The sequence below is a fragment of the Acuticoccus yangtzensis genome (genome assembly GCF_001927245.1).
Taxonomy (GTDB): Bacteria; Pseudomonadota; Alphaproteobacteria; order Rhizobiales; family Amorphaceae; genus Acuticoccus; species Acuticoccus yangtzensis.
Genome location: NZ_MJUX01000001.1, coordinates 1,143,446 through 1,165,662 on the forward strand (window position 1 = coordinate 1,143,446; position 22,217 = coordinate 1,165,662).

At 68.0% G+C, this 22,217-nt stretch carries 17 protein-coding genes; 8 read left to right on the top strand and 9 right to left on the bottom strand.

All coding sequences use genetic code 11. From position 1 onward, the window contains the following. The first annotated feature begins 1 nt into the window (after position 1). A complete protein-coding gene (locus BIX52_RS05095; RefSeq protein ID WP_075219828.1) occupies positions 2–424 on the top strand; it encodes a hypothetical protein in 423 nt (140 codons plus the stop codon). Positions 425–458: 34 nt separating this feature from the next. Next, entirely contained in the window at positions 459–1,457 is a 999-nt protein-coding gene (gene dhaK, locus BIX52_RS05100; protein WP_075219829.1) for a dihydroxyacetone kinase subunit DhaK, read from the top strand. A gap of 20 nt (positions 1,458–1,477) precedes the next feature. Here dhaK and ilvN read toward each other — a convergent pair whose 3' ends face one another. Continuing rightward, on the bottom strand, positions 1,478–2,023 hold the full coding sequence (gene ilvN / locus BIX52_RS05105) for an acetolactate synthase small subunit (RefSeq protein ID WP_075219830.1): 546 nt from the start codon (positions 2,021–2,023) through the stop codon (positions 1,478–1,480). Between the two features lie 131 nt (positions 2,024–2,154). On the opposite strand from ilvN, the gene BIX52_RS05110 reads away from it, so the two are divergent. Next, positions 2,155–2,610, top strand: coding sequence for a hypothetical protein (locus BIX52_RS05110; RefSeq protein WP_075219831.1), 456 nt, complete (start codon positions 2,155–2,157; stop codon positions 2,608–2,610). Between the two features lie 61 nt (positions 2,611–2,671). On the opposite strand, the gene BIX52_RS05115 is transcribed toward BIX52_RS05110, so the two are convergent. The 3 genes from BIX52_RS05115 to miaA all read right to left on the bottom strand — a co-directional run bounded on the left by BIX52_RS05115 (position 2,672) and on the right by miaA (position 6,207). Then, positions 2,672–2,998, bottom strand: a complete 327-nt coding sequence (locus BIX52_RS05115; RefSeq protein WP_205647720.1) for a DUF167 domain-containing protein — start codon at positions 2,996–2,998, stop codon at positions 2,672–2,674. Positions 2,999–3,015: 17 nt separating this feature from the next. Next, complete coding sequence (locus BIX52_RS05120; RefSeq protein WP_075219832.1) at positions 3,016–4,806, bottom strand: acetolactate synthase 3 large subunit; 1,791 nt, start codon at positions 4,804–4,806, stop codon at positions 3,016–3,018. A gap of 504 nt (positions 4,807–5,310) precedes the next feature. Further along, entirely contained in the window at positions 5,311–6,207 is an 897-nt protein-coding gene (gene miaA / locus BIX52_RS05125) for a tRNA (adenosine(37)-N6)-dimethylallyltransferase MiaA (protein WP_075219833.1), read from the bottom strand. On the opposite strand from miaA, the gene serB reads away from it, so the two are divergent. Then, positions 6,200–7,084, top strand: a complete 885-nt coding sequence (gene serB, locus BIX52_RS05130) for a phosphoserine phosphatase SerB (RefSeq protein ID WP_075219834.1) — start codon at positions 6,200–6,202, stop codon at positions 7,082–7,084. The two genes, miaA and serB, sit on opposite strands and share 8 nt — an antisense overlap. A 374-nt stretch (positions 7,085–7,458) precedes the next feature. Beyond that, positions 7,459–9,264, top strand: coding sequence for an ABC transporter transmembrane domain-containing protein (locus tag BIX52_RS05135; protein ID WP_083660015.1), 1,806 nt, complete (start codon positions 7,459–7,461; stop codon positions 9,262–9,264). Between the two features lie 72 nt (positions 9,265–9,336). Here BIX52_RS05135 and BIX52_RS05140 read toward each other — a convergent pair whose 3' ends face one another. Together BIX52_RS05140 and BIX52_RS05145 are read right to left on the bottom strand one after the other, a co-directional pair. After that, entirely contained in the window at positions 9,337–12,573 is a 3,237-nt protein-coding gene (locus tag BIX52_RS05140) for a CSLREA domain-containing protein (protein ID WP_075219836.1), read from the bottom strand. A 196-nt stretch (positions 12,574–12,769) separates the two neighbouring features. Then, entirely contained in the window at positions 12,770–13,525 is a 756-nt protein-coding gene (locus BIX52_RS05145; protein WP_075219837.1) for an alpha/beta hydrolase, read from the bottom strand. 67 nt (positions 13,526–13,592) lie between these two features. On the opposite strand from BIX52_RS05145, the gene BIX52_RS05150 reads away from it, so the two are divergent. The 3 genes from BIX52_RS05150 (at position 13,593) to BIX52_RS05160 (ending at position 16,136) form a co-directional block, all read left to right on the top strand. Beyond that, positions 13,593–14,774, top strand: coding sequence for a glycosyltransferase family 4 protein (locus tag BIX52_RS05150; protein WP_075219838.1), 1,182 nt, complete (start codon positions 13,593–13,595; stop codon positions 14,772–14,774). A gap of 76 nt (positions 14,775–14,850) precedes the next feature. Beyond that, a complete protein-coding gene (gene infC / locus BIX52_RS05155; RefSeq protein WP_075219839.1) occupies positions 14,851–15,399 on the top strand; it encodes a translation initiation factor IF-3 in 549 nt (182 codons plus the stop codon). A 248-nt stretch (positions 15,400–15,647) separates the two neighbouring features. Next, a complete protein-coding gene (locus tag BIX52_RS05160; RefSeq protein WP_075219840.1) occupies positions 15,648–16,136 on the top strand; it encodes a hypothetical protein in 489 nt (162 codons plus the stop codon). A gap of 334 nt (positions 16,137–16,470) precedes the next feature. Here the strand turns inward: BIX52_RS05160 and BIX52_RS05165 are convergent, their stop codons facing one another. The 3 genes from BIX52_RS05165 to BIX52_RS05175 all read right to left on the bottom strand — a co-directional run bounded on the left by BIX52_RS05165 (position 16,471) and on the right by BIX52_RS05175 (position 22,192). Next, on the bottom strand, positions 16,471–16,758 hold the full coding sequence (locus BIX52_RS05165) for a DUF6460 domain-containing protein (protein ID WP_075219841.1): 288 nt from the start codon (positions 16,756–16,758) through the stop codon (positions 16,471–16,473). Between the two features lie 949 nt (positions 16,759–17,707). Further along, entirely contained in the window at positions 17,708–19,357 is a 1,650-nt protein-coding gene (locus BIX52_RS05170) for a thiamine pyrophosphate-binding protein (RefSeq protein WP_075219842.1), read from the bottom strand. Positions 19,358–19,363: 6 nt separating this feature from the next. After that, entirely contained in the window at positions 19,364–22,192 is a 2,829-nt protein-coding gene (locus BIX52_RS05175) for an EAL domain-containing protein (RefSeq protein ID WP_083660017.1), read from the bottom strand. Between the last annotated feature and the right edge of the window lie 25 nt (positions 22,193–22,217).

Sequence of the window (22,217 nt, forward strand, 5' to 3'; positions counted from 1 at the left end):
GATGAGCGCAACCGACGAGGCCTCCGATGGCGATGCCGTCGCGCACTATAAGCGCCTCCTCAAGGCGGCGCTGGAACGGCGCCCCTCCGGAACGCGGCAGAAGCTGGCGGAGGCGATCGGCACCCACAAGAGCTTCATCAGCCAGGTCACCAACCCGGCCTACCGGGTGCCGCTTCCGGCGCAGCACATCCCCACGGTGTTCCGCGTCTGCCACTTCGGGCCGGAGGAGAAGGACGCCTTCCTCGCCGCCTACCGCGCGGCGCATCCGGGCCAGGCCGGCACGCTCGGCGAGTTCGCCCGCGCCGACGACGACACGCTGACGATCGCGCTGCCCCCGTTTGCCGACCCGCAGACCCGGCGCGATGTCGAAGAGCTGATCCGTGACTTTGCCGAGCGCATCATCGCGCTGGCACAGAAGAAATAATGGCAGGCCGAACCGCCGCCGCAGGGAGGACAGCATGAAGAAATTGATGAACGGGGCCGACACGCTGCTGGCCGAGAGCCTCAGCGGCTTCGGCGCGGTCCACGGCGATCTCGTCACCGTCAGCCTGGACCCGATGTTCGTGGTGCGCCGCTCCCTCAAGTCCGGCAAGGTGGCGCTGGTGTCCGGCGGCGGGTCCGGCCACGAGCCGATGCACGCCGGCTTCGTCGGCGCCGGGATGCTTGACGCGGCGTGTCCCGGTCAGATCTTCACCTCGCCCACCCCGGACCAGATCCTGGCCGCCATGGAGGCCGCCGACGGGGGCGCGGGCACCCTCCTCATCGTGAAGAATTATGCCGGCGACGTCATGAACTTCGAGATGGCGGCGGAGATGGCCTCCGGCGAGGTCGCCACCATCCTCACCAACGACGACGTGGCGGTGGAGGCCTCCACCCACAGCCAGGGGCGGCGCGGCGTGGCGGCGACGGTGATCGTGGAGAAGATCGTCGGCGCGGCGGCCGAGCGGGGCGGCACCCTCGCCGAGCTGAAGGCGCTGGGGGATGCCGTCAACGCCGCATCCGGCACCATGGGCGTGGCGCTGACGAGCTGCACCGTGCCCGCCGCGGGAACGCCAACCTTCACGCTGGCCGATGACGAGATGGAGATGGGCATCGGCATCCACGGCGAGCCGGGGCGGCGGCGCGTGGCGATGATGCAGGCCGACGCCATCGCCGCCGAGATCGTCGGCGCCATCGTGGAGGACCTGAAGCCCGCGGTCGGGACCGAGGCGCTGCTTCTGGTGAACGGCATGGGCGGCACGCCGCTTCTGGAGCTCTACGCACTCTACGATGCCGCCGCGCGCGCCGCCGGAGCCCATGGCCTGACGATCGCGCGCTCCTTGGTCGGCAACTACTGCACGTCGCTGGAGATGGCGGGCGCGTCGATCACGCTCACCATGCTGAGCGCCGAGACGAAGGCGCTGTGGGACGATCCGGTCCACACGCCCGCGCTGTCGTGGGGGGCGGTCGCCTTCTGAGGCGCCGCCTTCCGCGCGGCTCAGGTCGGATCGGCGCCGCGGGTGATGGCGGCGATCCCGGTGCGCGAAACCTCCACGAGGCCGACCGAGGACATCAGCGCCACGAAGCGCTCGATCTCGGTCGTGCTGCCGACCATCTCGAACACGAAGGACGTCAGCGTCGCGTCGATGGTGCGCGCGTCGAACGCCTGGGCGAGGCGCAGCGCCTCGAGGCGTTTTTCGCCCTGGCCGGACACCTTCACCAGCGCCAGCTCCCGCTCGACAGCGTCGCGCTTGTCGGCGGTGAGGTCGGCCACGCGGTGCACCGGGACGAGGCGGGCGAGCTGGTTCTTGATCTGCTCGATCACCATCGGCGTGCCGGTCGTCACGATGGTGATGCGCGAGAGGCTGCGCTCGTGTTCGGTCTCGGACACGGTGAGCGAGTCGATGTTGTAGCCGCGGCCGGAGAAGAGGCCGATGACCCGCGCCAGAACGCCCGGCTCGTTGTCGACGAGCACGGTGATGGTGTGCGTTTCCTTGTCCGCCTCGGGCCGCAGCGCAGGGGCGATGCCGATCGGTTGGTTCATCTCACTCCTCATCGCCCCAGCCATCGGAGCGTTTCTTTGCTCGGTCATTGCACTTTTGTCGCACCCGCAAGGTTAAAGGAACGTCCTTGCCGCGGCGCGCATTGATTGTGTGAACAACGAGGGAGACAACAATGCTTCGCATTCTTGCAACATCTGCTGCCGCCATCGCCTTGTCTTTCGGCGTTGCCAACGCCCAGACGACCGTCGACCCCGACGAGAACGTCATCGACAACGGGTCTGTCGCGGCTGAAACCGATACCGACAACAACCGTCTCGTCCCCAACACCGACGGCGCCGCCGTGCCGATGGGCGCCACGCCCGTCACCCCGGTCGCCGACGACGGCCTCGACCGTGACGAGGACGTGATCGACGATGGTTCGGTCGCCGCTCAGACGGACACCGACAACAACCGCCTGATGCCGACCACCGCCGGCAACACCGCCGAGACGCCTGACCCGATGCCCACCTCGATGGGTAACGGCAGCATGGCCGACGACGGTCTCGACGCCGACGAAGATGTCATCGACGGCACCATCGCCGAAGGCGCCGACACCGACCAGAACCGCCTGACGCCGAAGGCCCAGTAAGGGCCCCGGCTTCACCGGACGATACGATGCCGGGCGCTCAGGCGCCCGGCTTTTTCGCGTTTCACGCTCCGCTTGTCCGCCGCGCGGCGACCACCGCCGCCGACGCCGCCACGCGGAACCGCTTCTGCCGCGCCGTGGCGCCTGCGATCAGCGTCACGTCGCTCTTGCGCAGGCCGAGCGCCTTGGCGAGCGTTGCGGCGACGGCCGTGTTCGCCGCGCCCTTGTCCGGCACCGCCCGCACCCGGACGGCGAGCCAGACCGACCCGTCGTCCATCCTCAGCGCCCCGTCGACCGCGTCTTTCGCCGCGCGGGGCGTGGCGCGGACGGCGATGATCGCGCCGCTCCCGTCCGGATCGCCCTCCCCGTCGGGGGTGAGCCAGCCCGGCAGATCCACCGCGGGCCGCGTCAGACGAGCGCCGCCCCCGCTTCGGTCGGCGCACCGTCCATCGCGTCCTCGAGAACCTCGGCCTCGACATCGTCGCGCGGCGCCAGCAGGATCTCGTTGTGCGCCTTGCCGGACGGGATCATCGGGAAGCAGTTCGTCAGATCGGCGACACGGCAATCCATGATGACCGGTCCGTCATAGGCGATCATCTCGGCGTAGGCGTCGTCGAGCTTGGCCGGGTCGGTGACCTTCATCCCTTTCCAGCCATAGGCCTTCGCCAGCACCTCGAAGTCCGGCAGCGCGTCGGAATAGGAGTGCGACAGGCGGTTGCCGTGGTTGAGCTGCTGCCACTGGCGGACCATGCCCATGTGCTGATTGTTCAGGATCACCAGCTTGATCGGCAGGTTGTACTGAACGGCCGTCCCCATCTCCTGGATGTTCATCTGGATCGACGCATCGCCCGAGATGCACAAAACGAGGTCCTCGGGAGCGGCGAGCTGCGCGCCGATGGCGGCGGGCAGGCCGTAACCCATGGTGCCGAGGCCGCCGGAGGTGAGCCAGCGGTTCGGCTTGTCGAAGCCGAAGAACTGGGCCGCCCACATCTGGTGCTGGCCGACGTCGGTCGCGACGATCGGATTGCGCGCCTTCGTCAGCTCGAACAGGCGTTCGACCGCCTCCTGCGGCATGATGGTGCCGTTGCGCGTCTCGTAGCCGAGCGACTTCTTGGCCCGCCAGGTCGCGATCTCGTCCCACCAGGGCTTGAGGCGGCTTTTGTCGTGCAGGCCGGTCTCGGACCACACGCGCACGATGTCCTCCAGCGCGTGGGCCGCGTCGCCGATGATCGGCAGGTCGACCTTCACGTTCTTGTTGATCGAGGACGGGTCGATGTCGATGTGGATCTTGCGGCTGCCGGGCGAGAAGGCGTCGATGCGGCCGGTGATGCGGTCGTCGAAGCGGGCGCCGATGCAGATCATGAGATCGCAGTCGTGCATCGCCAGGTTGGCCTCGTAGGTGCCGTGCATGCCCAGCATGCCCAGCCACTGCGGATGCGAGGCCGGCATCGCGCCGAGGCCCATCAGCGTCGAGGTGACGGGGAAGCCGGTGATGTCAGCCAGCTCGCGCATCAGATGCGCCGCGGCGGGGCCGGCATTGATGAGGCCGCCGCCGGTATAGAAGACCGGCTTGGAGGCCGCTTTCATCAGCGCCACCGCCTGGCGGATGCCGACCATCTCGGGCCGCGTCTTCGGCTGATAGGTCTTGTGACCGCCGCGGGGCGGATTGTACATGCCGACCGCGACCTGAACGTCCTTCGGGATGTCGATGACGACAGGGCCCGGACGGCCGGACGTCGCGACATAGAAGGCTTCGGCGAGGATGCGCGGCAGATCGTCGACCTTGCGGACCAGATAATTATGCTTGGTGCAGGGCCGTGTGATGCCGACCGTGTCGCACTCCTGGAAGGCGTCGGAGCCGATGAGGTGGGTCGGGACCTGCCCGGTGATGCAGACGAGCGGGATGGAGTCCATCATGGCGTCGGCGAGCGCGGTGACGACGTTGGTGGCGCCGGGGCCGGACGTCACGAGGACGACGCCGGGGCGGCCGGTGGTGCGGGCATAGCCCTCGGCCATGTGGCCGGCGCCGGCCTCGTGTCGCACGAGGATGTGGCGCACGTCGTCCTGCTGGAAGATCTCGTCATAGATCGGGAGGACAGCGCCGCCCGGGTAGCCGAAGATGGTATCGACGCCGTGATCCTTCAGCGCCTCGATGACCATTTGCGCGCCGCTCATGCGGCCTGAATTGCGCTCGTCCATTTCTCGTCTCCGCTCCGCCTGTGCGGCGTGCCGTTTGAGGCTTTCGAGGGGCCCGCTCGGCGACAGGTGGAGAGCGGGCAATAAAAAAAGGCCCCGAAAGGGACCTTGGACCGCGCACCACCGTTCCCGAGCCTGGTCAGACTCTGGTGGTGCGCCCCGCTACAATAAGAATGATGGTGGTAGCCATGTGTGGCGTGCTCAACCCGTGTTCCGGACGGCGCCCCTCGAAAGAAGGTGGACCGTCCATTGATCTGCCAAGGTGCTTATCATGCGCCTCTTCGCCGCGCAATCCTGCTTTCAAAATTGCCGAAGGTGCCTGCAATCGCCGCACAAGTGTGCGCTGCGGAGCGGCCGACCCATTCCGAAATCTGGAAATTAATTCGCCAAAGCAACAGGATGGTGGAATTCACCTTCCTGCGGGGCGGACGACGGGAGTGCACATTCTTCAACGCCCTCTTCTACGATCGACCGATCGTGACCGTGCGATTGAATAAGCGGGCGGGTTCAGGGCAGCGCGGGCATTTCGCCAGGTGCAAGCCTCTGCCATCCGGCGAAGCGGTGGCGGAACCAGGTGTCCTGCCGCTTGGCATATTGGCGTGTCGCGGTGACCGCCGCGGCGGCGGCTGCCTCCAGGCTCATCTCGCCCCGCGCGGCGGCCGCGAGCTCGGCCACGCCGATCGCCTTCATGACCGGGAGGGCGGGGTCGAGCGCACGGGCCGCAAGCGCGGCCGCCTCGCCGGCGCCCCCCTCCTCCACCATCAGCGCGAACCGCTCGGCGATGCGACGGCGCAGGAGATCGCGCGGCGGCGCCACGACGTAGGCCGGGACGCCGGGCCGCACGGGAAGGACGGGCGGGCTCTTCTGCGCCTGCCACGCGGCAAGCGAGCGGCCGGTGGCGTCGACAACCTCCAGCGCGCGCACGATACGTTGCGGATCGGACGGGCGCAGCCGCGCCGCCATCTCAGGGTCGCGCGCGACCAGCATGGCGTGCAGGGCGGGGGCGTCGTGGGTGGCCTGGGCGGCGCGCCAGCGGGTCCGCACCTCGTCCGGCACCGGCGGCATAGTGGAGAGACCTTGCGTGAGCGCGGCGAGGTAGAGCCCCGTCCCGCCGACGACGATGGGCACCCGCCCCTCGGCGCGCACCGCCGCGATCGCGTCCGCCGCCTCGCCGAGCCAACGGGCGACCGAGTAGGCCGCCGCACCGTCCACGTGGCCGTAGAGGCGGTGGGGCAAGGCGGCCTCGTCGGCGGCGCCCGGCCTGGCCGTCAACACCCGCAGATCGCGGTAGACCTGCATGGAATCGGCGTTGACGATCGTCCCGCCGAGCCGCTCCGCTAGGCGCATGGCAAGATGAGACTTGCCGGACGCGGTCGGACCGGCGATGAGGACGCCCATGATCATCGTCACGCTCGTCGCCCCCGGTTCCCTTTCGCCCGAATATGTGGCATCGCTCGTCCATCACCTCGGCGCCCACCGCGCCGACAGGCTGGATGCCCATGCGAGCGACGTCCATGTCAATGGCGAGCTCGGCCATGTGCGCGAGGCGGTGTTTGACCACCTCGCTGCCGCGGGGGTTGCGGTGGACGCCATCGTGCAGCCGGCGGAGACCCGCGCCAAGCGGCTCCTCATCTCGGACATGGACTCCACGCTGATCGGCCAGGAGTGCATCGACGAACTCGCCGCCGTACACGACCTGAAGCCCAAGGTGGCGGCGATCACCGAGCGGGCGATGCGCGGCGAACTCGACTTCGCGGACGCGCTGACGGAGCGTGTGGCGCTGCTGAAGGGCATTCCGGAAGCATCGATCGAGGGCCTTCTGGCGGATGTGATTAGCGCGACGCCCGGCGCGGCGCGGCTGATCGAGGTGGCGAAGGCGAACGGGATCCGCACGGTTCTGGTGTCGGGCGGCTTCCTGCATTTCGCCGAGCCGGTGGCCGAGCGTCTCGGCATCGACGCCGCGTTCGCCAACCGGCTGATCGCGGCGGACGGTCTACTGACCGGCGAGGTCGCCGCGCCGATCCTGGGCGCGGACGAGAAGCGGATCCGCCTGGAGGCCGAGTGTGCGGCCCTCGGCGTCGACCCGTCGGCGGCGATCGCCCTCGGCGACGGGGCGAACGACCTCGCGATGATCAAGGCCGCGGGTCTCGGCATCGCCTACCGCCCCAAGCCCGTGCTCGCGGCGGTGGCCGGCGGCGTCCTTCGCCACACGGACTTGACGTCCGCGCTCTATGCGATGGGTTTCAACCCGCTGACGGGCCGAGATATTTCAGAGGATTAAAGGTTCCCCGATTAAAGGAGACCGAAACAAACGGCGATGACAAAAGCCATTGCGGCGGTCATAGACAAAAGGCCCGTGCTGCGGCTCGAGATCGCGAGCGACCAAAGCTTTGACATGTCCACTCCCCGATAGTTCTTGGTGACATTCTTTTGTCTGTGGGATGCGAAGATAGGCAGCGCTGCCTAACCTTGCAACAGGAAACTGACCCGGCGAAGCACCGGCCCCATCCCTCCGGCTATCTTCCCGACAGACTGGCCCCGCTCCATGCTCCAAATCAACGCACTCAGTGCACCTGAACGCGGCCTGTCCCCAGCGGCGGCCCCTTGCCGCGCCCCCGCCGCTCTCCCCGCTCTTATCCCCGGAATCCTCTGGCCATGACGCAATCCGGACGCTCACCGTCCCCCGCCCCCACGTCGCCGCAGACCGCCGCCAAACCGACCCTGAGGGCCGCCAACTGGGCGATGGCACGGCGCCTGTGGACGGACCATGTGCGCGAGCACCGGACCAAGATCGCCCTGTCCCTGATCGCCGTCGCCTTCATCGCCGTGAGCACGAGCCTTTATCCCGTGCTCATCAATTGGGCGTTCACGTCATTGGGTGAAAAAAGCGGCTGGGCGATCTCGACCCTGCCCTGGCTGGTGCTCGTCGTCACCGCCGTGCGCGGCGCGTCGACCTATATCCAGATCGTCCTCACCCAGCAGGCGGTCACCAAGGTCGAGGCGGACATGCAAAGCCGCCTCTACCGCCACCTCGTCGCCGCCGACCTGACCGCGGTCAACGCCGAAACTCCCGCCGCCTGGACACAGCGCTTCACCACCGACCTTCTCTACGTGCGCAACGCGCTCACGCGGCTCGTCAACATCCTGGTGCGCGAAGGGCTGACCATCGTCGCCCTGTTCGTGACGATGATCTGGCTCGACTGGCAGCTCTCGCTCATCGCCTTCACCGTGCTGCCGCTCGCCCTCATCCCGATCTCGATGATCGGCAAGCGGTTGCGCAAAGTGTCGAAGCGCACCCAGGAGCAGACCGGCGACATGGCGAGCCTGACGGTGGAGACCTTCGGCGCCGCCCGCACGGTGAAGACCTACAAGCTGGAGCCCTACCTCGCGGCCCGCGCCGACCGCGCATTCGAGAGCCTGCGCAAGCTGCGCTACAAGTCGATGATCCAGAAAGGCCGCGTCGACCCGATGACGGAGGCGCTGGGCGGTGTCGCGGTGGCGGCCATCCTCGCCTTCGTCGGCTGGCGGATCATGTCCGGCCAGTCGACCATCGGCGAGTTCACCGGCTTCATGGGCGCGCTCCTCATCGCCTCGCAGCCGCTGCGCGCGCTCGGCAACCTCTCCGCCCTGGTGCAGGAGGGGCTCGCGGCGCTGACACGCTACTATGCCGTTCTCGACGAGCCGGTGACAGTGCGCGACCGGCCGGACGCCCGCCCCGCCACCTTCGGCGCCGACACGGTGCGCTTCGAGGGCGTCGATTTCAGCTACAGCGCCAAGGCCCCCGCCCTCCATGGCGTCACGTTCGAGGCGCGCGCGGGGGAGACGACCGCCATCGTCGGCCGGTCGGGCGCGGGCAAGTCCACCGTCTTCAACCTCATCCCGCGGCTTTATGATCCGTCGGCCGGGCGCATCACCATCGGCGGCGAGGACATCGCCGGCCTCACCTTGTCGTCACTGCGCGAGCGGATCGCCATCGTCTCGCAGGACGTGACCATCTTCAACGACACTGTGGGGGCCAACATCGCGCTGGGGCGGCCGGGCGCCTCGGCGGACGAGATCGCGGCGGCGGCGAAGAATGCCGGGGCGCACGACTTCATCATGCGCGCCCCAGGCGGCTACGACGCGCCCGCGGGCGAGCGGGGCGGCAATTTCTCGGGGGGCGAGCGCCAGCGCATCGCCCTTGCGAGAGCCTTCCTGAAGGACGCGCCGATCCTGCTCCTCGACGAGGCGACCTCGGCGCTGGACGCGGAATCGGAGGAGATCGTCAAGGCCGCGCTGCAGCGGCTGGCGGCGGGGCGCACGACGCTCGTCATCGCCCACCGCCTCGCGACGGTCCGTGCGGCCGAACAGATCATCGTGCTGGACGCCGGGCGCGTCGCCGAGACCGGGACGCACGACGCGCTGGTGGCCTCCGGCGGGCTCTACGCCAAGTTCCACCGCCTGCAGCTCGCGTCTGACTGAGGACGGACCGGGGCCCGAACGAAAAAAGGCGGGCGCCGCAGCGCCCGCCCCCGTTGCGGCCGATCGCCCCGGTCAGAAAATGTCGACGCCGATGATGAGATCGCGCGTGTCGACGCCCTCCAGAACCGCGATCAGACGGTCGCCGTAGAAGATCGCATCGCCGTCGAAGTCGAGCGCGCCGGGCAGCACGTCGGTGAGGTAGATGGTGTCCTCATCGAACGTGAAGTCGGTGATCGTGGTGTAGCCGCGGTCGAGCGCGGTGATGTCGATCACGTCGAACCCGTCGCCGCCGGTCAGCGTGTCGAACCCCATGTCGCCGATCAGCGTGTCGTTGCCGATGCCGCCGAACAGGACGTCGTTGCCGTTGCCGCCTTCGAGGTAGTCCTCGCCGCGGCCGCCGTCCAGGATGTCATGACCGCCACCGCCGTAGACGATATCGTCGGCGCCGTTACCGTTCAGCACGTCGTTGCCGCCGCCGCCGAGGATGTAATCCTCGCCTGAGCCTGCGTCGACCAGATCGTGACCGGCCCCGCCGACGACGTAGTCGTTGCCGCCGCCGCCGTTGAGGGAATCGTTGCCGCTCCCGCCGTTCAGCGTGTCGTGGCCGGCACCGCCCAAAATCTCGTCGTCGCCGTCCTGGCCGAACGCCATGTCCCTGCCGGACGAAGTGAAGATGTAGTCGTCACCGTCGCCGCCATAGGCGCTGTCGTTGCCGGCCCCGCCCAAGAGCGAGTCGTCGCCCGTGCCGCCGGCCATGCTGTCGTCACCATTGGCGCCGACGAGGGAATCGTCACCGTCGCCACCCCAAAGCGTGTCGTTGCCGTCGCGCCCGACCACCGTGTCGTCGCCCTGGCCGCCGTCGACCAGATCGTTGCCCTTGCCGCCGTCGAGGAAGTCGTCGCCGCGCCGTCCTTCCAGCAAGTCGTGACCGTTTCCGCCGTAGACGGTGTCGTTGCCGACGCCGCCGTTGACGGTGTCCGCGCCATCGTTGCCGAGAACGAAGTTGTCCGCATCGTCACCGATGATGACGTCGCTGCCGGACCCGGCGGACAGGGTGTCCTCGCCGAACAGGGTGCCGATGAGAGCGATCGGGCCCGCCGGGGTGCTGCCGTCCTCGCTGACGGCCAGCGCGCTTCCCTCGGGCGCCGCGTTGCCGGTGAGCGCGCTGTCGCGGATCGTCACCGTGCCGCCGTCGATGATGAAGACCGCACCGCCGGCGATGCCTGCGCTGTTCTCGGTGAAGGTGGTGTTCTCCACCTCGGCCGAGACGTCGGCGGAGGTCCACAGGCCGCCGCCTTCGGCCGCCGCGGCGTTGCCGCTGAAGACGCTGCCCGCGATGGCGAGCGTGGTGCCCGCCCCCGCCGCATGCACGCCGCCGCCATTGCCCGGCGCGGAGCCCACGTTGTTGCCGGTGATGGTGGTCCCGGTGAGACGGTTCACGCCTCCGGTCAGCTCCATCGCCCCGCCCGCGCGATTGGCAGCGTTGTTCAGGAACACGTTGTCGGCGGAGGTGAGGGTGCCGCCGATGGAGTGGACCGCACCGCCCGAGCCGGACGTGCCGACGGCGCTGTTGCGCTGGAAGGACGAGTCCGACACCTCGGTGGTGCCGCCATTGTTGAAGAGCGCACCGCCGCCGTTGTCCGCCGCAGTCCCTGTCGCGACGTTGTCGTCGAAGGTGCTGGACGAGATCGCCATGGTGGATCCGGCCTGGTTCCAGACCGCGCCGCCCTCCGCGCTCGCCACGTTGAAGGCGAAGTCTGACGCGGCGATGGTGACCAGAGTGCCGTCGCTGCCGGTGACGTGGATGGCGCCGCCATTGCCGGGCGCGGCCACGGTGAAGCGGCTGTCCCCGGCCATGTTGGAGGACATCGACGTGCCGGAGACCACCAGCGTTCCGTCGATGATCTCGATACCGCCGCCCGCGCGCGCGGCGACGTTGGTGTTGACGACCGACCCTTCCACGACGACGAGCCCGTCCGTGGAGAGGATGCCGCCGCCGGAGCCCGCGGCCCCCGTCGCCGCGTTGGCGTCGATGGTGGAGGACGTCACCGTGACGTCGCCGCCATTGTTGAAGATGCCGCCGCCGCCCATGTCCGCGTCGTCGCCGAGCGCGCGGTTGCCGGTGATGGTGGAGCGGATGACGTTCATCGTCGATCCGGCCTGGTTCCAGAGGCCGCCGCCCTCGGATGCGGCGATGTTTTCCTGAACCAGCGTCTCCTCGACCGTGACGTCGGCGATGCCCGTCACGTGGAGGGCGCCGCCATTGCCGGGCGCCGCGACGGGGCTTCCCGCCTCGTTCATCGACAGGGTGGAGCCGGTGATCACCATGGTGCCGTCGATGATCTCGACGCCGCCGCCGGCCCGGTTCGCGGTGTTCTGCGAGATGGTGGAGTTGGTGACCGTCACCGCGCCGTCGGTGGAGAGGACGCCGCCGCCAGAGCCCGCCGCGCCGTCGGCGAAGTTGCCGAACATGCTGACGCTGGTGAGGTTGACGTCGCCGCCATCGTTGAAGACCGCACCGCCGCCGTTGTCCGCGCCGTCACCGGAGGCGGTGTTGGAGCCGAAGAGGGTGGACGAGATCGTCATCGTCGACCCGGCCGCGTTCCAGACGCCGCCGCCCTCGCTCGCCGCATCGTTGCCGGTGAAGCTGGTGCCGGAAATCGTCGTCGTCGTACCCGCGCCGGTGATGTGGATGCCGCCGCCGTTGCCGGGGGCCGCCGTCGTCTCGCCGACCGCGTTGAGGGAGATGTTCGCGTCGACGATGTCGAGCGTCGTCAGCCCGTTGGTCTCGATCGCGCCGCCCGCCCGGTCGGCCGTGTTGTTGACGAGGGAGGAGGACGTGATGGTGAGGCTGGCGCCGGACGAGAAGATGGCGCCGCCCGAGCCTTCGCTCGCGCCGCCCGTTCCGGTCGCGGTGTTGCCGTCGAGGAGCACGTCCTGAAGGGCGAGGTTGCCTGAGGTGTGGCTGATGCCGCCGCCGTTTGCGTCCGTCGCCGTGCCGCCGACGAGCTTCAAAACGTTCAGCGACACCTCGTTCGCGTCCACCGAGAGGAGCCGGTTGGCAAGGTCGGTGGTGACGATGACGGCATCGTCCTGCTCGGTGCCGCCGGTGATGGTGAGGTTGTCGGTGATCGTGAGCTCACCGAGTGTCAGGTTGATCGTCTGCCCGGCGACGGCGTCGCCGAAGATGATCTCGTCGGCGCCGGCGCTCTGGTTCGCAAGCTCGATCGCCTCGCGCAGCGACAGGTCGCCCGCGGTGAAATCGCCGTCCGACTCATCTGCCGTGGTGGTTACGACGAATGTTGCCATGAAGTCCTCCCTCGAGTGCGCTGGTGCGCCTTGACGCTCTTATGACGTACGAGCCGGTGTGCTGACGAGTTTTCGCGCACGATCACGCAATGAATTGATCAAGCGGCCCTGACCAATATTTCCACTGCGATAACAGTGGATTGGTGCAATATTGCCGGAGCTCTGCCATAATGTCGCAGGGCCGAGGCGCTGAATGCTATTCGCTGATGCCGGCGACCGCATCCACCATGCGGGCAAGGTCTTCCTCGCGCGACAGGCGGTGGTCGCCGTCTTTGATCAACGTCACCACGACGTCGTCGTGGGCGAGGCGGTCCACGAGTTCGAGCGCGTGGCGGTAGGGCACATCCGGGTCGGCGACACCCTGGAGGATGTGGACCGGGCAGCCGGTCTCGATCGGCGCGTCCGTGTAGAGGAGATGGTTGCGCCCGTCCTCGAAGAGGCGCTTCGTCACCGGGGTCGGGTCGCCATAGTCGGACGGAAGGTGCGTGACGCCCTTTTCCATCACCTCGGCCTTCAGCGCGTCGGGAAGCTTCGGCCACATCAACCGCTCGGTGAAGTCCGGTGCGGGGGCGATGAGGACGAGGCCGGCGAGCGGGCGGCCGGCGGCCAGGCGCTGGCGGGCGAGAAGGAGGCCGATCCAGCCGCCCATCGAAGAGCCGACGGCGATGGTCGGACCGTCGCAGAAGGTGGCGTCGACGAGCGCCGCGTCGGCCAGCCAGTCGCCGAGGGCGAAGTCGGTGAAGGCGCCGGATGATTCGCCGTGGCCGCGATAATCGAACCGCACGACGCGCCGGCCGTTTGCTTTTCCCCATGCGGCGAGGCGCACCGCCTTGCCGCCCTGCATGTCGGAGCGGAAGCCGCCAAGCCACAGGATTGCGGGGTTTTTGCCCTCCGTGATCTCCACAGCGAGCTCGTCGGCGCCACTTGAGATCCGTGTTGCCTTGTCAATCATTATTTGGCGCTTCTTTGTTAGGTGGGACAGCGGGCGGCGCTTCGGCCGCGGCGATGAGAGTGAGTGCATGACTGCGCGGCCGATGACGATCCTGCAAGTGGTGCCCCAGCTCGAGACGGGTGGCGCCGAACGCACGACGCTCGACGTGGCCGCCGCGCTCGTCGCGGACGGGGACCGGGCCATCGTGGTGTCCGAGGGCGGGCGCATGGTGCCGGAGCTGGAGGCTTTGGGGGGCGAGCACATCACCATGCCCGTCGCCTCCAAGAAGATCCTGACCATGCGCAAGAACGCCGCACGCCTCGCCGACCTGATGGAGCGGGAGGATGTCGACATCATCCACGCCCGCTCGCGCGCGCCGGCGTGGTCGGCGCTGTGGGCCGCGTCGTGGACCTACCGGCCGTTCGTCACGACCTATCACGGCGCGTACAACGAAGGCTCGTGGCTGAAGAACCGCTACAACTCGGTGATGGCGCGGGGCGATGTGGTGATCGCCAATTCCGAATATACCGCCGCGCTGGTGGCCGAGCGTCATCCGTTCGCGCGGGACAGGATCGTGACCATCCACCGCGGCATCGACCTGTCGGCCTTCGACCAGCCGGCCGAGGACAGGGCCGAAGCGCTGCGCCGCAAGTGGGGGATCGACAAGCGCGACCGTGTGCTCATCAATCTCGCCCGGTTGACGCCGTGGAAGGGCCAGCTCGTTCTGGTGGAGGCGCTGGCGGAGGTGGCGGCGCGGCTGAAGACGGGCTGGGTCTGCGTTCTCGCCGGAGACGACCAGGGACGCACCGACTACCGCCTGGAGGTTCAGGACAGGGTCCGCGCGCTGGGGCTCGAAAAGCGGGTGAAGATCGTCGGCCATTGCGACGACGTGCCGGCGGCGCTGGCGGCGGCGGACCTTGCCGTTCAGCCGTCGATCGAGCCTGAGGCGTTCGGGCGGGCGGCGGTGGAGGCGCAGGCGGCGGGCGTTCCGGTGATCGTCTCCGACCTCGGTGCGGTGCGCGAGACGGTGCTGGCGCCGCCCGAATATGGGCGCGACGTGCGCACGGGCTGGCGGGTTCCGGCCGGCGAGCCGGGGCCGCTCGCCGATGCGATCATGGAGGCGCTGGTGACGGCCGGGGAGACCCGTCTGCAGATCGGTGCGCGGGGCCGTCAGCACGCCGTCACGCACTTTTCACTGGTGTCGATGACGCAAAAGACGCTGGCGGTCTACGATGACCTTTTGGAGAATGCGCAAACCGGGCTATATTAGGGGGTGACGCGATGCAGGGTGGAACTTAATGCCGTGCTGAAGCGTCAACCGAACAACAATTTTTGGAGACACCACCATTCGTCGACCGCACCGCGCCCCCGCTCCGGCACTGAAGCAAGGTCCGAGGACCAACCGTGACATCCGCGTGCCCCGCGTCCAGCTCGTGGACGACGAGGGGACCAACCGCGGCATCTTGTCTATCGACGATGCGATCAAGCTCGCCGAGGACTCCGGGCTCGACCTCGTCGAGGTTGCGCCGAACGCGGATCCGCCCGTCTGTAAGATTCTGGACTATGGCCGCTTCAAGTTCCAGACTCAAAAGAAAGCGGCCGAGGCGCGCAAAAAGCAAAAGACCTTCGAGGTCAAAGAGATCAAGATGCGCCCGAACATCGACACGCACGATTACGACGTGAAGATGAAGGCCATCAAGAAATTCTTCGACGAAGGCGACAAGGTGAAGGTCACCCTGCGCTTCCGCGGGCGTGAGATGGCGCACCAGAACCTCGGCATGGAGCTTCTCAACAAGGTTCGCACCGACACGGCGGAGATCGCCAAGGTCGAGGCCGAGCCGAAACTGGAAGGCCGTCAGATGGTGATGGTGCTGGCCCCCACCGCCCAGCGCTGACGCCCCATCATTGATGCCTCGCCGGCGCGCGGACCTCGTCCCGCACCCGTAGCGTGAGGCATCCGCGCGACGAGACATGAAAAACGGCCGTATGCCCGCATACGGCCGTTTTTGCGTCGAGCAGCCATGCTGATCCGAGGCTTGAGGGTTCGCGCTCGTGCCGTCTCCGGCATAACTGCTATCTATACTTCTGGTTGTGAAACGCACCAGATTGCCGTAGGATGACTCAACCTTGGGAGGCATCCACCATGAATCCGGTCGTTCCGATCACCCTTCGCCTCGACCCGGCTTTGATCGTGTCGTTGACCACCAGTGCCGGCGATCTCGGCATGGGGTTGGACGCGTATGTGACCGAGTTGATCGCCCAGCACGAGCGTCCCGTCCGCGGCATCGAGGCGGACCACGTCGGCCTCATCGCCGATTTCATCATGCTCGCCCTTCGCGTGCGTGACGAAGGCCGGTTCGACGAGAACTTCACGCTCAACGTCTTCCGCACCGCTGTTGCCGCGCCGCGTATGCGCGCCGCTTACGAAAGGGCGATCGGCGGGGACGCCTACGCTCCCAATCTTCCCGGCAAATTCCTGCTGAACATGTCGCTCGCCTGGCACATCCGCAACGCCGTCGGTGCCTCCACGAAGCGGGACGCCAACGGGGTGGAGATGCGCCGCCGCGTCGAGAACGAGCCGATCGAGATCTACACCCTTCTCCAGGAAGCCCGATTGCCGATCGCCGCGTGACATCAGCCTCACCGCCGGCCGCCACCCGGCTCGCCCGCAATGAAACGGATCGTGCGCGGCAAGGCGCCCACGCTCCGGTGGCCACCCGCGGCCGAGGCGCTTGATGGGCTTGAGCGGCCTGGCGGGTGATGCACCTGGTGGCGTAGGAGCCTGGCGGGTGAGGCGCCTGTCGGGTGAGGCGCCTGTCGGGTGAGGCGCCTGGCGGCTGATGCGCTGGGCGGGCAAGTCGCCTGGTGGCGGAGGTGCCTCGTCGCGGCGCGCTGCCGGTGAATTCGGCGCGCCGCCGGTGCGCGGCTTTCGGCCTCCGCGCCCTGTCCTCAGGAGCCGGAAAGCATCACCGCGAGATGATCTTGACCACCCGCGCGAAGAGCCAGATCGGCACGACGATCACCGCACCGACGATCATGATGTTGAAGAACTGCTCGACCGACTCGAAGCCGAGATTCGTAAGCGCGCGGAACCGCTGATCCAGCCAGTTGATGATGTCGTTGGGGTTGATGTCCAGCATCGTCAGAATGAGGCCGACGACGAAAGACATCACGACGAGGCGGATGAAGACGCCCATCGGCGACCCGCCCAAGACACGCTCCGTAGCGCCGTAGCGCCGCTCAAGTGGACTCATTCAACCCTCCGTTTGACCGGATATAGGTGTCCATTCCTGAACTGCCAGCATCCGCGCGCAGGCTCTCGCCCACGCGAGCCACACCATGGCCAAGGACGTGGAACCGAGGCCCCATCGAAACGGCGCTTGGATGATCTTTAGCCGCGCCCACCGCGCCGGAGGACACCACCGAAGCAGGTACCGGCGGCTCCGGCTGACCGTGGATGCGCCTGCCGTTTAGCTGGTCTCGTAGCGGACGCGGCGGCGAGGCGCCCGCTGCTTCCCGCTGCGCCCCTCACCGTCAATGCTTCAGCGGTCGCCGGACGCATCGTCACCCCCCAAGACGCCACCAGAGTCAGCGTTGCGAACCGGCAGACACCGCTTGAGCAGACGAGGAAACGCCGCACGGACGACGCCGCCGCGAGGGGTCACCACCGGTTTGCCCGTCCATTCCATTCATCACCGCGCCCCCCAGAACAGCACTCGTCGAAACAAGAGCGAGACGGGGAAGCACCAGCCCTGGGCTGACGCGCCCCTGCCCCGCCTCCGGCTTGACGTCACTTGAAATTGCGATCTCGGCAACACCCGGCCCCGTCGCCTCGTTTTACGCATAGGCAACCGTCTCAGCCACCATAGTCATCACCGATGCGCCGCCACCTGGCGGTCCGCCGTCTGACGCAGGTGCCCAGCCAAAATGCCGTCGTCGGCAACGCGGTATCGGGAGCGGCCTACTATCATCGCTTCGGCGAGCTGACCGCTCGCTGAGCTACCAGCACCGGGTTGAACGCGGTCACCGGGTTGGACCGGCGGCACCGGGCGAGCAACAGTCGCCGCTTCACCCAACGCGCGCCGATCGCACCGAAACGCCACCAGAGCGCCCGCGGTGCGACGCGATGATTACCGCTTCTCCGCCCAGGCCGCGCCGGGCGGGCACCGCTGCGTCAGCGGCGCCCGCTGCGGGCGAACCGCGTCAAGCCGTCGCGAAGGACGATAGGCGCAGGCCCGTCGAGAGCGCTTCCGGATCGGTGTGGAGGTGAAGGATCGACGGCAGACCGGACTTCACCGCCGCATCGAAGGCGTCGGCGAACTCGGACGTGTCGCGGATCGTCGCCCCGAAGCCGCCATAGGCTTTGGCGAGCGCTGCAAAATCGGCGCTTCTCAAGCGCGTGCCGGAGGTGCGGCCCGGATAATGCCGCTCCTGATGCATGCGGATGGTGCCGTACATCCCGTTGTCGCACACGATGGTGATCAACGCGGCGCCATGCTGTGCGGCGGTGCCGAACTCGTTGCACGTCATCTGGAAGCAGCCGTCACCCGCGAAGGCGACGACGGGCGCGTCCGGGTGCCGCAGCTTGGCCGCGATCGCCGCCGGCAGGCCGTAGCCCATCGAGCCGGAGGTGGGCGCCAGCTGCGTGCGCCAGCCGCGGAACTGGTAGTAGCGGTGCACCCAGCCGGAATAATTGCCGGCGCCGTTGGTGATGATCGCGTCGTCGCCCAGCGTGCGGGAGAGGTGCGACACCACCTCCTCCATCTTCACCGCGCCCGGCGTCTCCTGCGGCGTCGTCCATGCATCGAACGCTGCGCGTGCCTCCGCGCGCACGCTCGACCAGGGCCACGGCACGGGGCCGGCCCTGAACGCGCCCGCCAGCGCCTTGGCGAAGGCGGTGGTGCCGGACACGATGCCGAGGTCCGGGCGGTAGACGCGGCCGATCTCGTCGCCGGTCGGATGAACGTGGATCAGCGTCTGGCTGGGCTCCGGCACCTCGAACAGGGTGTAGCCCTGCGTCGTCATCTCGCCGAGGCGCGCGCCGATGACGAGCACCACGTCCGCCTCGGTCACCAGCTTCTTCAGCGCCGGGCTGATGGCGATGCCCATGTCACCGACATATTGCGGCAGGCGATTGTCGACATAGTCCTGGCAGCGCAGCGAGCAGGCGATCGGAATGTCGGACGCGGCGGCGAAGGCGGCCATCGCCTCCCCCGCCTCCTTCGACCAGCCCGGCCCGCCGACGATGACGAGCGGCCTCTCGGCCCCCTTCAGCATCGCCACCGCCTTGTCCACCGCCTCGGGGCTCGGCTCGGCATAAGCGGGGTTGGAGGCGGGCACGGACGGCGCGGCGGAACGGGCCGAGAGCATCGTCTCCGGAAGCGCCAAGACGACCGGGCCGGGGCGGCCGGACATCGCCGTGTGGAAGGCGTGGCTCACATATTCGGGGATGCGGTCGACCGTGTCGATCTGCGCCGCCCACTTGGCGAGCGGGCCGAACATCTGCCGGTAATCGACCTCCTGGAAGGCCTCGCGGTCCACCATGTCGGCGCCGACCTGGCCGATGAAGAGGATCATCGGCGTAGAATCCTGCATCGCCACGTGGACGCCGGAGGAGCCGTTGGTGGCGCCGGGGCCGCGGGTGACGAAGGCGACGCCGGGGCGGCCGGTCAGCTTGCCGTCGGCCTCGGCCATCATCGTCGCCCCGCCCTCCTGGCGCGCGTTGATGACGTCGACGCCGGACTCGTAGAGACCGTCGAGGGCGGCGAGGAAACTTTCGCCAGGGACCTGAAAGACGCGATCGACGCCTTCTGCTTTGAGCTGTTCGACGAGGATCTGTCCGCCGTGCCGCATGATGAGCTATTCCGCCGCTTGTTGCAGTTTCTTGGATTTGCCGAGCGATGTGATCGCCCGCCCGAAGGCCGGGCCGACGCCGAGATTGGCGCCGAGCGCTTTCAGCTTAGCCGCCTGCGCCTCGGTCTCCACCCCCGCGACCATCACGCGAGCGTTCAAAGCCTTGGCGACGCCGAACATGGCGGCGGTCAGCTTCTCGGAGCGCGGCAGATCGGTGGTGCGGGTCAACCCTTCGTCGAACCGGACACCGTCCACGTCGAGGCGCGACAGGATGGTGGGGGAGGAGGTGCGGCGGGCGAAATCCACCAGCCACACCGACGCGCCGACGCTCTTCAACCGGCTCACGAGTTGCACGCAGAACTCGGGATTGTCCGAAACGATGCGCTCCGGAACGCCGATCTGCAGCGTCCCCGGCTCGATGCGCGCGCGGGCGATGATCGTCTTCATGTCGCCGACGAGTTCGGAGCGGAAGGCCTCGGCGATGGGAAGCGTCAGCATCAGGTTGAGCTGGTTGCCGGAGGCGCGCCATTCGCCGAGCGTCTGAGCGCAGCGGTCGAGGGTGGCGAGCGCCATCTGGAGCGCCATCCCTTCGTGGGAGGCGACGTCCAGAAGCTCGGCCCATGAGAGCGGGCCCTGCAGCGGGTGCTGCCAGGAGGGCACCGCCTCGTAACCGGTGATGGCGCCTGTGCCGAACTCGTAGATCGGCCGATATTGCAGCTTCACCTTGTCTTCGGAGATCGCCCGCTTCAGGTCGCGCGCCAGGCTGCGGCCGGACATGTTGAGGCGGCGCATCAAGGGGTCGAACACCTCGGCCCTGTCGCCGCCCTGGCGCTTGGCGCGGCGCAAAGCGAGCTGTGCATTGTCGAGGATCTCGGCCGCGTTCTCGGCCTTCAGGTCGATCCCGGCGATGCCGAGCGAGCAGATGACGACGATCTCCTCGTCGGCGAAGGGGATCGGCGTTCCCATCGCCTGGCGGATCTTCTCCGACAGATCGTCGAGCTTGGCGGCGTCGGAATAGACGAGGAGGCCGAAGGAATCGCCGGAGAGGCGCGCCACGCTGTCGTGCCGGCGCAGGATGCGGCCGAGGCGGCGCCCCATGGTGAGGAGCACCGAATCGCCGACCGACTGGCCGTACTGGTCGTTGATCTCGGAGAAGTTGTCCGGGTTGACGACGACGACGAAAAGGCGCTGGGCGGTCTGATCGTTGGACCAGGCGCGCGCCATCTCGATGCGGTCGAGGAAGAGGGCCTGGTTGGGAAGGCCCGTCAGATTGTCGTAGACGCTGTCGTGCAGCAGCCGCTCTTCGACGGTCTTCTGCTCGGTCACGTCCGTCAGCGTGCCGACGCAGCGGATGATCTCACCATCGGTGCCGATGACGGGGCGCGCGCGCAGGCGGAACCAGCGGAAGTGCCCGTCCACGCCGCGGAAGCGGAAGAGGTCGTTGATGCGGCCGCGGCGGCGCTCGGTCGTGGCGTCCAGAACGGCGCGGAAGCGGTCGCGGTCCTGCGGATGGAGCGCGGGGAACCAGTCCTGGGGCGGGCCTTGCAGGGCGCCTTTCTCCATGCCGAGGCGGCTTTCGGCCTCGGCGCCGCAGGTGATGTGGTCGCGCTGCAGGTCCCAGTCCCACACGATGTCGCCCGCGCCGGCCAGCGCCAGAACGTCCCGCTCGACGTTCTTGGCGAGCGCGGGGGCGATGGTGGTGCCGGCGAAGGCGTGCTGCATCACCGTGAAGCCGATGAGAAGAACGAGAAGCACGAGCCCGCCATTCAGCGCGGGCTGCACGAAGTCGTTGTCGATATCGCCCGCGACGGTGAGGGCGGCGGCGGCGATCCAGGCGATGAGGAGCGCCCATGTGGGCAGGATCATCACCGCGCGCTCGTTGCCGCGGATCGCCGCGACGATGATGGCGACGAGGCCGAGACCGGCGACAAGCGGCAGGCCTTGGCGGGCGATCTGCGCGGTCAGCTCCGGGCTCTGGAAGGACAGCCACCCGGCGCCGACGGCGAGCGGGATGAAGGCCAGCATCAGACTGGTGCTTCTGAGCCGCCAGCGGGCGATCTGCAGATAGGAGAGGACGAAGGCCGCCAGCGACACCGTCAGCATCGCCTCGGAAAAGGCGCGCAAGGCGGTTTCGGAGGCGAGGCGCGTTGCGACGATGTCGGCGAGGAAGGCGAAATCGATCAGGACATAACCGAAGGCGACCCAGGCGAGCACCGCCGATGCGGCGAACATCATCGTGCCCTTGATCACGAACATGGCGAGGAAGAACAGCGCCATCAGCCCGGCGATGCCGACGATGATGCCCTTGAACAGCGTGTAGGCGTTCTGGCTGTCGCGGTAGGAGTTCGGCTCCCACAGGCGCAAGGTCGGCAGATGGTCGTCGCCGAGCTCCAGAACGAAGGTGACCGTGGCGCCGGGGTCAAGCGTGATGAGGAAGACGTCCGCCTCGGTGGAGGGGACGCGCTGGGGCGGGAAGCCTTCGGACGGAGTGATGGCGACGATGCGCACCGAGCCGAGGTCGGGGTTCCAGACGCCGGAGCCCGGAAGCCGGTGATGCTGCGCCACGAGCAGCCGGTCGAGCTGCTCGTCGCCCGGATTTTGCAGGCCGATGACGGCCCAGTGGCGCGTCGCATCGCTGGTGGGCGTCACCTCGATGCGTTGGGTCACGCCGTTGATGTCTTCGGCGGTGGAGACCTGTAGGCGCTCGGGCTGGTCGAGATAGATCTCGGTCAGCGGCAGGAGGTCGGTCACCGGCGCATCGCCGACAGGCACGGCCTCGACGGCCAGCGCCTGGGCGCTGACGAGCATCATCAAGGCGGTGAAAAGCCAGCGCATCTCAGGCCAACTCAACAAAGGCCAG

Bases quoted from the DNA above. Each gene is read 5' to 3' on its own strand.
- BIX52_RS05135 (WP_083660015.1), top strand. From the start codon at position 7,459: ATGACGCAATCCGGACGCTCACCGTCCCCCGCCCCCACGTCGCCGCAG.
- BIX52_RS05165 (WP_075219841.1), bottom strand. From the start codon at position 16,758: ATGAGTCCACTTGAGCGGCGCTACGGCGCTACGGAGCGTGTCTTGGGC.
- BIX52_RS05140 (WP_075219836.1), bottom strand. From the start codon at position 12,573: ATGGCAACATTCGTCGTAACCACCACGGCAGATGAGTCGGACGGCGAT.
- miaA (WP_075219833.1), bottom strand. From the start codon at position 6,207: ATGATCATGGGCGTCCTCATCGCCGGTCCGACCGCGTCCGGCAAGTCT.
- serB (WP_075219834.1), top strand. From the start codon at position 6,200: ATGATCATCGTCACGCTCGTCGCCCCCGGTTCCCTTTCGCCCGAATAT.
- BIX52_RS05110 (WP_075219831.1), top strand. From the start codon at position 2,155: ATGCTTCGCATTCTTGCAACATCTGCTGCCGCCATCGCCTTGTCTTTC.
- BIX52_RS05170 (WP_075219842.1), bottom strand. From the start codon at position 19,357: ATGCGGCACGGCGGACAGATCCTCGTCGAACAGCTCAAAGCAGAAGGC.
- BIX52_RS05095 (WP_075219828.1), top strand. From the start codon at position 2: ATGAGCGCAACCGACGAGGCCTCCGATGGCGATGCCGTCGCGCACTAT.
- BIX52_RS05145 (WP_075219837.1), bottom strand. From the start codon at position 13,525: ATGATTGACAAGGCAACACGGATCTCAAGTGGCGCCGACGAGCTCGCT.
- BIX52_RS05150 (WP_075219838.1), top strand. From the start codon at position 13,593: ATGACTGCGCGGCCGATGACGATCCTGCAAGTGGTGCCCCAGCTCGAG.
- BIX52_RS05175 (WP_083660017.1), bottom strand. From the start codon at position 22,192: ATGCGCTGGCTTTTCACCGCCTTGATGATGCTCGTCAGCGCCCAGGCG.
- dhaK (WP_075219829.1), top strand. From the start codon at position 459: ATGAAGAAATTGATGAACGGGGCCGACACGCTGCTGGCCGAGAGCCTC.
- BIX52_RS05160 (WP_075219840.1), top strand. From the start codon at position 15,648: ATGAATCCGGTCGTTCCGATCACCCTTCGCCTCGACCCGGCTTTGATC.
- BIX52_RS05120 (WP_075219832.1), bottom strand. From the start codon at position 4,806: ATGGACGAGCGCAATTCAGGCCGCATGAGCGGCGCGCAAATGGTCATC.
- ilvN (WP_075219830.1), bottom strand. From the start codon at position 2,023: ATGAACCAACCGATCGGCATCGCCCCTGCGCTGCGGCCCGAGGCGGAC.